Here is a 12,717-nt window from a genome sequence, read left to right on the forward strand (position 1 = left end):
ACGTGAATAAAAAGTCATTATTTGAACATATTTAAACACCAAGGTGCTCTCAGAGTGAAAATTCGCAGTACAGCTCTCGTTAAAGGATTTAGACAATCTGCTCCCTATGTTAACGCTCACCGTGGTAAAACCATGGTGATCATGCTCGGCGGTGAAGCGATTGCCGATAAAAATTTCGCTAATATCATCAGCGATCTCGCACTGCTGCATAGCCTTGGTGTCAAAATTGTTTTGGTGCACGGTGCTCGCCCACAAATCAATCAAATTCTGGCGACACATCATTGCTCCACTCCTTATCACAAAGGCATTCGGGTCACTGATGAGGAAGCGCTCAGCTTAGTCATGCAAGCCGCGGGGCAGCTCCAACTCGCTATCACAGCACGCCTTTCAATGAGCTTAAATAACACGCCAATGGCAGGAACTCAGCTCAATATCGTTAGTGGTAATTTTGTTATCTCTCAACCATTAGGTATAGATGATGGTGTCGATTATTGCCACAGTGGCCGCATTCGCCGTATTGATATTGAAGGCATCAACCGTATGCTTGACCAAGGTTCGATCGTGCTACTGGGGCCTATTGCGAGTTCCGTCACTGGCGAATGTTTTAATTTGCTCTCTGAAGAAGTAGCCACACAAGTCGCAATACGCCTAAAAGCAGATAAGCTGATCGGATTTTGCTCAGAGCAAGGCATTATCGATGAGCAAGGCAACGCAATTGCTGAACTGTTCCCATCTGATGTTGAACGGATAATGCAGCGTATTGAAGCAGATACTGACCAAGTTCAGGATAATAGCTCAGGTACCTCACGCTTTCTGCGAGCCGCCGTTTCAGCGTGCCGCGCAGGTGTGCCACGTAGTCACTTAGTCAGTTACAAACAAGATGGTGCTTTGATCCAAGAGTTGTTCTCTTTTGACGGGATCGGTACTCAGATTGTCATGGCAAGTGCCGAACAAGTCCGTCAGGCACAGATCGATGATATCGGCGGAATTTTCGATTTAATCCGCCCGTTAGAAGAACAAGGAATATTAGTACGGCGTTCACGTGAGCAGTTAGAGCAAGAGATCCACAAATTCACGATTATTGATAAAGATGGCTTATTGATTGGTTGCGCCGCACTTTACCCTTACCCAGAAGAGGGCATGGCAGAAATGGCGTGTGTCGCTATTCACCAGGAGTATCGGGACGGCAACCGCGGTTTATTGTTACTCAATCACATGAAGCAACAAGCAAAATCGATGCGTTTAGATCGCCTCTTTGTTTTGACAACGCACAGTTTGCATTGGTTTAGAGAACAAGGTTTTTATGAAGTCGGTGTGGAATCGTTACCGATAACTAAACAGAGTTTGTACAACTATCAACGCCGTTCAAAAATTTTAGTACTGACGCTCTAACGTCAGGATATTGTATTTATTCGTTAAGTTATGGTGAATAGTTTATCTTTGTTCAAGTGCAAACGTTTTCATTATTTTGTATACAAAATAAGCGCTTTATTTAACTTAATATTATGTGTAGAATCCGCCGACATCATTAATGATGTACATTTAATGAACAACACAGGAACTTGGCTTTATACCGATTGGTCAGATACCAGTAGGTCGGCTTGCACGGATTGCTTTTACTACGACACGTACTTAAGAGCAAAAATTCTATGAAAACTGTTATTTGTAACTCACTTCAAAGCTTTTGGGATATGGCTGATAACCAATTCCTTGAAGGCCAACATGTGCATTGCGTATTTCCCGTTAACGACAAGCTACGAGTCTTTATACTCAGCTCGCAAGATCGTTATAAAATCAGAAACATCTCTTTTACTCATGCTTTCGCATAGCAGCACACCAAATCAGTAATTGAGCTTCCCCCAAACAACGGAATGAATTCAACATACCATGTAAACTTCAAACTGTGTGGGGACTGCTCAAACTCGTTTATCCTAGTTGCTGATTTACGCTAGTCTCTTGTCTAATCTCGTAACTAAGCCGCTGGCTCGCTGCGTTTTTATCTTGAGCCCTCGTTTCATCGTTCCCATGTCAGCAAAAAGCATCAGCTGCTTCTTGGCGCGCGTAATGCCAGTATAGATAAGCTCTCTGGTCAATATCGGGCTAAAATCAGGCGGTAAAATCATCAGCGTTAGATCAAACTCACTGCCTTGTGATTTATGAATGGTCATCGCATAGGCTGTTTCGTGCTCTGGTACGCGGCTTGGTAAAATAGCTTTCACGCTACCATCTGGCAGCTCAAAATACACCTTCAAACGCGGTTCTTGCTCGCTCGTATCAAGCATGCATATGCCGATATCACCATTATACAAACCCAGCCCATGATCATTACGCGCCACCATCACGGGTCGGCCGTGGTACCAAATCTCATCTTGAGTCTTGATCAACTTACGTGCGACCAGCGCACGTTCAATACGTTGATTCAAACCACTTACCCCAAAATCCCCTTCACGAATAGCGCAAAGCAAACGGCATTGATTAAAGCAATCCAATACGGCTTTGGCTTTTTGGGCTTGAGTTTCCGCAGTATAAGCACCAGAACTCTCGATGCGCGTGAGATAACGGCCATACTCCTTGACTAAGGTTTTCAGCATTAGGTTATAGCTTTCACTGCTGAGTGAGTGGTGCGTAATATCAGCATAATTACGTTTTAACACCTCATCCACCATAGCCACTTGCCCAGCATTGATCGCTTTTGCTAATTGACCAATGCCTGATCGGACATCAAAGCGGTAGCTTTTTTGCAGCATGCATAAGCTGTCTGAAATCGGGCTTGCGTTAGGGTGTGAATGAGTAATCAAGGTTTGATAACCCGTTAACTTGGCTAAGTGTTCGCTGTGAGATCGGCTGTAGCCTAAGGTCAAAAATGAACAAATGTCCCCCAGCACAGCGCCCGCTTCGACTGACGCGAGTTGGTCTTTATCACCCAGTAAAATCAAGCGTGCGTGTTTGGGTAATGCCTCGATTAACTTGACCATCATAGGTAAATCGACCATCGATGCTTCATCAACCACCAATATATCCAAATGCAGCGGGTTACGCTGATGGTGACGAAACTCAACACTGTTAGGTATGACGCCCAATAAACGGTGAAGAGTGCTCGACTCGGTGGGAATCGCCGCTTTCAACGCCGGCTCAACCGCCAGTTCAGCCACCGCTTTACCGATCGATTCCGTTAAACGTGCCGCGGCTTTACCCGTTGGTGCGACCAATTTAATGGTGGGCGTCTCACCTTGCTGTTGGGCTTGAGTAATCAAAGCGGCTAGTAATTTGGTAACCGTGGTGGTTTTACCGGTTCCCGGCCCGCCAGAAATCACGGCAAAGCGGCGTGTCAGTGCCACTGCGGCTGCGACTTTTTGCCAGTTGATACAAGCACTTTGCGGGATAAGCGTCTCTAATGCCTCGAGTTCTTTCGCCGTACGTGCTTGGCTAATGACTTGATCAATCTCATTCCAATCAAGTTCATCGGCGTTGACCACATCCAGAAAATCACACACTTGTTGCTGGCGTGCTGATGCATTGGCTGTCTCTGGCAATTGGCGAAGCGCATGGAGCAGAAAGTGGTATTGACGCGCAAACAGCGTATCAAGCAGCAACTTTAGCTTTTGGACATCAGTAGGCTTTAGGCTCATAGGTGTCCCAAAGCTGATTAAACGCTGTGCTAAGGTAACTTCATAATGCCAATAACGGTGTAGGTATAAACGTTGCCCATCAAACATTAAAGGCACCGCTTCCCCTTGTTGTCCGACTAAGTCTGAACGGTTGAGTAGCCAAGGCCAATCAATCGCCAATAGGTGCTGATTGACCGCCAATGCAGCCTCACCAAACAAGCCTAACTTAGCCGTGAGATCAACACCCTGCGCCGTTGAAGCATCCACTAAAGGTAAGCAGATATGCCCCTTGGCCAATTCAGCACTGACCACCGCGGCAATAAATCCGAGCGCTTGGCTATGTTCAGCGCCAAGTTGCTGCTGGCTTTTTTGTTCGATAAAACGCGCGAATTGGTAATCTAACTGACGCATAGCGCCTTTTTCCGCTAACTGCTTAAGCGTTATCATTAGCGTACTGCTCATAAATCTAACTCCATTTGCCCTGCATCGGTCGCGCGAGTATCTACGGTTTCTCCATCAATCAATCTGTCCATCTCATCAAGCAGTTCAAAGCTCGGTTTGGTTGAGAAAATCCCATGCTCAGACTCGCCATCCATGCCGCGCAAAAAGAGATAATAGACTCCGCCAAAATGGCGATGGTAGTCATAGTTTGCTAGACGGCTGCGTAAGAATCGATGCAGCGCCAATGCGTAGAGTTGATATTGTAAATCATAGCGATGCTCTGCCATCGCCGCTTTCAAACGCTCGCCATGATAGGCGCTCACATCATCCCCCAAATGATTCGACTTCCAGTCCAGCACGTAATACTTTCCTTGATGCTCAAACAGCAAATCAATAAAGCCCTTCAGCATGCCTTGCACAGTGTAAAAACCAAGATCTCCAGCTTTGGCCGACAGTGGATCATGGCGTTGAATGACACGGTTCAATGCAGGAGCGCTCAGTACTTCTATCGGTAATAGAAATTCCATTTCAACCAAGCGCTGAGTGGCGGTTTTTTGGTTCAAACGCAACGTTTTGCCATCTAAAGGTGTCTGTAACACGGTATCGACCAGCGTTTGTAACACTGGTAACCATTCAATATCGATTTGTTCTCGCACCAGTAAATCCAGTATCACTTTTTGGTTAGCATCGCTGCTAGCAGGCTCAGTAAACTCGACCTCCTCAAAGAGAGAGTGCAAAAAAGTACCGGGCGTTGCACCGCGTGGAAAAGTAAAAATGGAACGTTCGGGCTCAACCAGTAAAGCTTCCGCTTGCTCATCAACAGAGTCGATATCAAAGCCTGAGACTTCTAAACTCGCGTCGTGGCTAGCGTGTTTCACACCTTGTTTTACCAACCCAGAATAGCTGGTCATTCGCCAAAAACGGTCAATCTGCGCTTGCAGTGTTTTGGCACTCAATACCGGCGTCTCGACGCTCAACGCTTTAAAGGGCTCTGGTTGCTCGGCTGGTGGCTCAGAGATACGAATGTATTGATTAGATTGAGCGTGCAACGCAGCGTTAAGATCGGCAATGCCTGCGGCTTGACCATTTTGCAGCAGATAGCCAATGGCACTTAAATGCACACCGGTTGGCTCTTTGGTGGAGCGGCCATTACGCAGCGGCGCAATGCCGATAAAACAGCCATACACAGCACGAGTCAGCGCTACATAAATCAAGCGCAGATCTTCCGCAAGCCGCTCTTTATCTGCTTGCTTGAGAGAAGCTTCACTGGCGGTAATATCCAGCACCGTTTCCTCATTCACGGCATCATGATATTTGCCTTCACTTGCCTCTCGGTAGCTGACCACAAACGGCAGAAACACTAAGTCGTATTCCAAACCTTTCGATTTGTGAATAGTGACGATCTGCACCAAGTTGCGTTCGGATTCCAAACGTTGAATTTGATCATCACGGCCCCCTAGGCCATGCTCGGCGTCACTGATAGCTTGTGCCAGCCAACGCAGCAAACCGTGATCGCTATCAATATCTTGTCGCGCTTGCTGTAGTAGCTCACCGATGTGCATAAAATCGGTCAGTGAGCGCTCACCTTGCGGCTCTTCCAGCCAACGTTCAGCGACGTGACGTTTACTCATCACACTGCGCAACATAGGAAGCACACCGCGCTCAAGCCACAATTGGCGATACTGTTTAAATTCGTTAACCGCGCTTTCCCATACCGATTCGTCGTTGTTTAAATCATCCAAGCTGGCAGCATCTAACGCGAAAAGTGGTGAGGCCAAACAAGCCCGCAAGGCGCGATCATGTTCAGGAGTCAGTACCGCTTGCAATAGACGCTGTACATCTTGTGCTACCTCGCTGCTAAAAACACTATCGCGGTTCGAGAGATAAACACTGGCAATGCCTTGCGTGGCAAGCGCCTCTTTCACCATACGACCTTCATTACCCGTCCGTACTAAGACTGCGATGTCACCGGCTTGCACGCTCTTTTGCCCTTTAGCAGTATCAAAGTACGCTTGTTGATGCTGCGCGGCGCTCAAAATTGTCTGAATTTGGCTGGCGCACGCTTTGGCCATGCATTGCAGGTATTCGCCTTTTGGCAACGGACTGTCTTGCGCTTCTTGCAGCCAATAGGTGAGCGAAGGTTGCACGGTTCCGTTAAGCCACCATTGACGCTGCTGCGCATTTGGGCTGGCTTCAACGGGTAAAAAGGGAATGTCTTGGTCGTAGATAAAAGCACTATCAGGCGTACTAAAAATCTGATTGACGGCATTGACCATATTCGCGCTAGAACGCCAGTTGGTCCCCAAGGTGTAGTGTGCGCTCACCTGTTTACGCGCTTTGATGTAGGTAAAAATGTCTGCACCACGAAACGCGTAAATCGCTTGTTTTGGGTCGCCAATCATAAACAAACCGCATTCAGCCTTAGGCAGATAAATGCGGCTAAAAATACTGTATTGCAGCGGATCGGTATCTTGGAATTCATCGATCATCGCAACGGGGTAAAGGCTGCGAATCCGCTCAGTCAGTATGCCCAGCTCATCATTATCTATCGCGGCAGAAAGCTGAGTGAGCAAATCATCAAACGATAACCACTGCTTTTGTGCTTTCGCTTTGGCAAGCATGGCTCGGCAATGAGTAATAGCGTGCGCCAGCAGCGGCGCTTCTAAGCTGATGGGTTGTTGCAAAAAGAGCTCAATGGTCGTGAACAGCGCATGTTGCGGGGGTTGACCTTTTTTCGACTTAGCTTCCAACGCGCTTTGTGCAAACTCTTGTAATTCACTCGGTAGGTTCAATTCATGCTGTGGGTTGCTTGCCCACAACGCTAACCCTTCTAGCCGTTTCAGTAACGCTTTCTTGGTTGCTGCATGCAAATCTGAAGCTTCAATGCACGGCGGTAAATCATCGCATGAATCAAGCCACTGCTTTTTTAACGACTCTATGCGTGACAGGCACGATTGATAAAGCGCGCTTAAATCGCCACTCATCGCTTCAACAGAGAGCGTTAGCGCCGAGCCAGTTAAATAGCCACTGATTTTTTCAAGCAGCGCCGCTGGTGATGACCATAAACGGCGCACTTCCGCAGCAAGCTGAATCGACAACGGATAGAACTGACGACGCCAATAATCCGCGACCACTTGCGCTTTTAGATGACTTTCATCGGTCACAAATTCGTGATTAAAACGGCTTCCCGATTCAAACGCATTTTGGGTGAGCATACGCTGGCAAAAACCGTGAATGGTATAGACTGCCGCTTCATCCATCTGCCGTTCCGCTTGCAGTAATATTTGCGCCGCTTGCTTGTGATGACGGGTTTGCTCAAGTAGCGGTTTGATAACAGGGTCATCACTGAAACCGCGCGAAAAAGCGATACGCGCCTCATGAATGCGCCGCCGAATACGGTCGCGAAGCTCAGCAGTGGCAGCTTCAGTAAAAGTAACCACTAGAATTTGATCGACCGTTAGTGGCACTTGATGACGTGACTTTGCATCACCATGCCCAAGTAACAGGCGCAAATACAAACCTGCAATGGTGAAGGTTTTACCTGTGCCCGCCGACGCTTCGATAAGCCTTGCACCGTGCAGCGGGAACGTAAGGGTATTTAATGGTGTTGTGACCGTAGCCGGGGTCATACTCATAAACAGTTAGCCTTTGAATACGCAAGCGAATGTGATCGCGCTTGAATAATGGTATGAATAATCAAAATAAGTTTATAAATTAAGACGTTGTGAGATCTTTCTCACGGTTCGCCAAACGGGCAGCCTTTACTATCCGCGCCACGTGTTTCGTCAATCTCACGATGATGCGAACCAACCAAATCATGGTCCCTCTGACCTGTGGCCGTACAGAAAACGCCCTACACAATAATGATTGACTGGCGGCCACTTTACTTTCCAAGCAGTTATCCATCGCTAAACATCCTGCGCCACTTGAAGCCACAATCGTGGCCCTTGCATCACCAACGTGGCCAATAAACGCACCTGCTCAGCTAAGGCTTCATTCCACTGCGGCCAAATCCGCGCGATGTAAACATTGCTTCCTTCACCGTGGCTCATGTAACTTTCATTAAAGGTATCGGCCATTTTCTTGAGCGATTTATCGCGATCATCAACCCATTGACCACGGCTGAAGCCAGCTTCCACACAGGCTAACGCGGTTTTTGGAAAGTAAGCGAGCGGCGCTGTCATACCTTGATAAAACAAACCCACCAGTTCTGCGAGCAACGCTTTGGCTTGTTCGGTATCGGGCATGGGCGGATAAATAAAATGCTGCACACCTTCTTTACGATCGTAGCCCATAAAATGAGTAGGTTGACTTTCGCCCATCGCCGCTAGTGAGAGATGATCAATCCACGCGGCTAAATAGTCCTGCGCGCGAATCGAACCACTGCGGTAGCGCACTAAACCGGATTGATAGCGCTTAGTCAGCCACCCCGTCAGTTGTACGTTTTTGCCTTCACCAAACAATTCAAATCGCAGATCGATCTCTTGGTCATCAAGTGGCGAATGGCATAAGAAAGCGATTCTTTGCGCCAATTCTTGTGCTTGCACGCGATTAGTTTCAAATTCCAAGGCTCCAAAAGCACCAATCGGTAACTTTCCTTGCGCGCGCTGCTGGTCAATGAATCTCTCAAGGGCATGCGGTGAATTGGGTTGATCAAGCAGCAACTCTAGCAGTTCATCGCGTAACTGGTAGCTCTCCAAGCCGTTTAAGGCAAAGGGTTCATCATCTTCCATTACCGGTAACGGAGGCTCGAACGTCACTTTAAGGCGACGGTTAAAGAAATATTGCACAGGCAAACGCCAAAACCGTTGCAGCTCAACCAGATCTAAACTGACAGGAAAGCTCGCCCCTTGTAAATAATCGCTTAGGGCGAGATTAAACTCACCACTGGCTCGCCCTTGCCGACTGGCGGCAGGTAGCCACTCTTTGGCATAGCTACCAGTTTTACTCAAAAAAGCATTAGGGCTAAAAGGCACCATGGCGTGAGTGGTCGTTAAAGCACAGGCTAAATTTTTGGCCGATTGATCGCTGCCAAGCGCTTCATCCCCGACCAAACAGTAATTTTGTTGGCAATACTCTAAAAGCTCAGAGACCAACACTGAAGGAACGCGTTCGGTATTATCTTGAATTGAGCGTCCGACGTAGCTGATGTACAAGGTTTGCTGCGCCGAGAGCATCGCTTCTAAGAACAAATAGCGGTCATCGTCACGCCGCGAGCGATCGCCAGCGCGGGTGCGACCGTTCATCAAATCAAACCCTTCGGCTGGCATAGTGCGCGGGTAAACGCCATCGTTCATTCCTAGTAAACAAACGGTTTTAAAAGGGATGGAACGCATTGGCATTAAAGTACAGAAATTGACTTGTCCCGCCAGAAAGCGCTGGCTGATGCGCGTACCTGACAATTTGTTTTGCAAATATTGAGTAATAATACTTGGCGCAAGTGCTTGCTCATAACCGGCCTCGGCCAGTTGATCTTTTAACTGCGACAAGGTGTCGCGAATCGACTTGAGTGCGAGCTCCCCTTCCAGCTCAACCTTGAAAAAAGCGCCAAGCATCTCACCGAGCAAGCGACGCCACTCGTCGACGCTTTGGATTTGTGCTAACTGCTCGCGGTAATGGCTCACTTGCTGAATAAAGTGCGCTAATTTACCCGCCAATTCAGCGTTCATGCCTTGCACTTCATTATAAGGCGCGAGCGTCACTTCGCCTTGCGTAAATAAACCTGCTGAGGCAGGCATGGCATAACCAAGTAACATGCGCTCAATCCCGAATTGCCAAGTATTTTGTTCGGTCTGCGGCAACTCAAATTGTTGCGCGGTGCTCGCATTGAGCCCCCAGCGAATGCCTGACTCTTCTACCCACAATTTAGCTTGCGCAAAGTCTTGCTCATTAAGCTCAAATTTTGCCATCATCGCAGGAGTTTCAAGCAGCTCTAATAACTCTGACGCTAGGCAGCGAGAATCGGGTAAATGCACTAATTGCATAAATGCCGCTAAGATCGGGCTCTCTTGATCTGCCGTACGGTCTGAAATGGAGTAAGGAATGAAGCGCTCACCCGGCGCGTTACCAAATACCGCCGCAATGGCTGGGCTGTAAGCATTGATGTCCGCCACCATCACAATAATATCGCGCGGTTTCAGTTCAGGGTCAGCATCAAACATTGCCAGCAATTGATCATGCAACACTTCCACTTCTCGCATCGGGCTATGGCAAGCATGAAGAGTGAGCGATGGATCATCCAAAGCAATCACTTGTTTGTGGTCGCTACTGTCCAGTTGACTATCATCGCGATGCTCTTGCAAATGTAAAATGTCGGCCTGCAACTGATGCAATAAGTTATCGCGTGGCAGATCAATAAAAAATTCGTGCTCTTCATTTTCCGTTTGGGAGAGTAAAAAAAGATTATCGCGCCCAAGTTTTCCCATCGAGGCTAATAACTCATTGCCAACCGCAGCTTCGGTATGCAATTCATCCACGAGGTTAGCTTCAATGTCACCTTTAAGCGGCGAGCGTTGCCCTTCAAACTGAATCTCATCACCTTGTAAGGCGAACGTTTTACGTTGCTGACTGTGCAGTCTGGCGAGCGTTTTTCTATCTCGAAGATCGCCCCAATAATGCTGACAAGGGTTGGTAAACATCAAGTGAACATCAATCTGATCGCCCAACGCTTTGAGTGCATCCATATAACGAGGCGGCAGTGACGAAATACCGAAAATAAACAAACGTTTAGGCAGTTTGGTTAAATCAACCGAGCCACGCGCAAGCTGATCAATAAAACTTTGATAGAGATTGGCACGATGGTAGTGCGACTGGCCTTGATCTAGCGTGTATTGATATAAGGCTTGCCATAATATCGGCTGCCATGGGTGCTCATCACCAATCTCGCTCACATCATCGCCCGCCTCCCACTTGGCAATCCAATCGGGGCGGTAGACTAAATAACCATCAAAAATATCGGCAATTTTCTCGGCCAACTGATAGAGCTTGGAATGGTCATCATCCTGTTCAAGGTAACGCTGCAAAGGGGCAAAGGGGTCGAGCGTGAGCAAAGTTGGCAACAGATGCATCAATTTCCACGTCATCGCTTCTTTGTTAAAAGCGCTGCGCTTAGGTACATCAGGTAGCACTTTAGTGAACATGTCCCAGATAAAGGTCGCCGGTAGAGGAAACTCAAGGTTCGCTGCCACACCGAGCTCTTTCGCTAAGGCCATTTTGAGCCATTGCGACATCCCCGGGCTTTGCACCAAGATCTGCTCTTTCTCAAAGGGGTTGGCTAACGGTGCACTTTTGATCAAATGCACGAGTAGGATCTTTAAGGTATCGACTTTATTGGAATGGTAGACAGTAAACAAAATGCACTCACGCTTTTCTTGTCACAATAAGGACTGAGATTAGCATAAGTGCATTCTATACTTGAGGATTTTATGTTTTGAATTGCCTAAACTGCAGGCTATTTCATTTCACAGTTCAATGCGTGTTCATCTTGCTCTTCTAGCTCATTCATGCTGCTGAGTAGCACGCGATGAGGTTGATAGAAATTTAAGTAACGAATAGCAACATAACCCACCACAATAGTTGCCACAATCAACTCTAACCCAGCTAACCAATGCACTTGCTGTACATACTCAGCACTCACCCCAACGGTTTCCATCCAATGTGTGAGTTTAAATAGCGCCGTTGCACCAATCACCATTGGGAAGGTAAACGCTGCGTAGCCTGGGCTAAAAGGCAAGCGTAATAATTTAAAGAAAGCTAAGTAGATAATCGTTGTCATTAACACGGCAATACCAAATAAAATGCCGATAATCACTGGCGATGGGTTAGCCGTGACAGTTAAGTAACCAGCCAATGAGAGGCTCGCTGGCGCCGCCAAAATAGCCATAGTTGGTTTTGCTGCATCTGGAACTTCATGTGTGAACATAAAACGGTAAATCATCATCGGCAGCATCACCGCATAAGCGACTAAACCGAACATCATGGTTGCATTTGCGATTGGTGCAAGTGCTGGGTTTCCAGAAAACGCCACGTCGGCCACAATAATACCCACAGGTGGAACGAACCAACTTGGCACCATGTGGTGAAGTTCAAAAGACTGCGCACGATGGTACAAAAAACTAACCAAGAAGATGATGTGTAAACCCACAGCAAATAGCCATAACGCATCACCAGCCATTGGGTAAAAATGGCCTAATGAATTGGAAACCACCATGGTGCCCATCGCAAAAGTAGGCACAACACTGCCCACGACCGGATGAGCGAGATCTTGGCGTAATAAGTGGCCATGAAAGAGAAATTTAAACGCAAGAACCACCAGTAACACGCTGGCAATAACGGCCCCACTTAATTGTCCATAACCTTGTAATGGTGCAAAGTTTTCCCAACTCCAACCCAAGCTTGCGATGCCTAGAGCTAAACCCGCCATAGGGGTTGGCGCACCCATAACTTTCGCTTTTGCTGCTCGAATCATATTGACCTCTCATCAGAACTAACAAAGTAGTTGTTCAATGTCGCTATCATACGCTTGCCTTTTGTTCTGATATATCTAAATATATAGAACACACGTTCAGATTAATTAAACAAAATTATGGCTGCCAATATTTCTCTTAAGCAATTGAAAGTATTCACTTCGATTACGCAACACAAAACCTTGACCCAAGCTGCAGAGGCG

At 47.4% G+C, this 12,717-nt stretch carries 6 protein-coding genes; 2 read left to right on the top strand and 4 right to left on the bottom strand.

Annotation, left to right across the window (positions count from 1 at the left end):
- Nucleotides 1–54 precede the first annotated feature (54 nt).
- Together argA and B9J84_RS16365 are read left to right on the top strand one after the other, a co-directional pair.
- Nucleotides 55–1,392 carry an amino-acid N-acetyltransferase gene (gene argA / locus B9J84_RS11670; protein WP_026027647.1) on the top strand — a complete coding sequence of 446 codons (1,338 nt, stop codon included), beginning with the start codon at nt 55–57 and terminating at the stop codon, nt 1,390–1,392.
- 257 nt (nt 1,393–1,649) lie between these two features.
- Entirely contained in the window at nt 1,650–1,829 is a 180-nt protein-coding gene (locus B9J84_RS16365; protein ID WP_013856153.1) for a hypothetical protein, read from the top strand.
- 114 nt (nt 1,830–1,943) lie between these two features.
- Here B9J84_RS16365 and recD read toward each other — a convergent pair whose 3' ends face one another.
- The 4 genes from recD to B9J84_RS11695 form a co-directional block, all read right to left on the bottom strand.
- Nucleotides 1,944–4,070, bottom strand: coding sequence for an exodeoxyribonuclease V subunit alpha (gene recD / locus B9J84_RS11680; RefSeq protein WP_094124187.1), 2,127 nt, complete (start codon nt 4,068–4,070; stop codon nt 1,944–1,946).
- Entirely contained in the window at nt 4,067–7,684 is a 3,618-nt protein-coding gene (gene recB / locus B9J84_RS11685; RefSeq protein ID WP_094124188.1) for an exodeoxyribonuclease V subunit beta, read from the bottom strand. The genes recD and recB overlap by 4 nt, the downstream gene beginning before the upstream one ends.
- A gap of 273 nt (nt 7,685–7,957) precedes the next feature.
- Complete coding sequence (gene recC, locus B9J84_RS11690) at nt 7,958–11,401, bottom strand: exodeoxyribonuclease V subunit gamma (protein WP_094124189.1); 3,444 nt, start codon at nt 11,399–11,401, stop codon at nt 7,958–7,960.
- 98 nt (nt 11,402–11,499) lie between these two features.
- On the bottom strand, nt 11,500–12,516 hold the full coding sequence (locus tag B9J84_RS11695; RefSeq protein WP_013856149.1) for a TDT family transporter: 1,017 nt from the start codon (nt 12,514–12,516) through the stop codon (nt 11,500–11,502).
- Between the last annotated feature and the right edge of the window lie 201 nt (nt 12,517–12,717).

Origin of the sequence: Vibrio sp. V03_P4A6T147, from assembly GCF_002241085.1 — a bacterium.
GTDB lineage: Bacteria > Pseudomonadota > Gammaproteobacteria > Enterobacterales > Vibrionaceae > Vibrio > Vibrio anguillarum.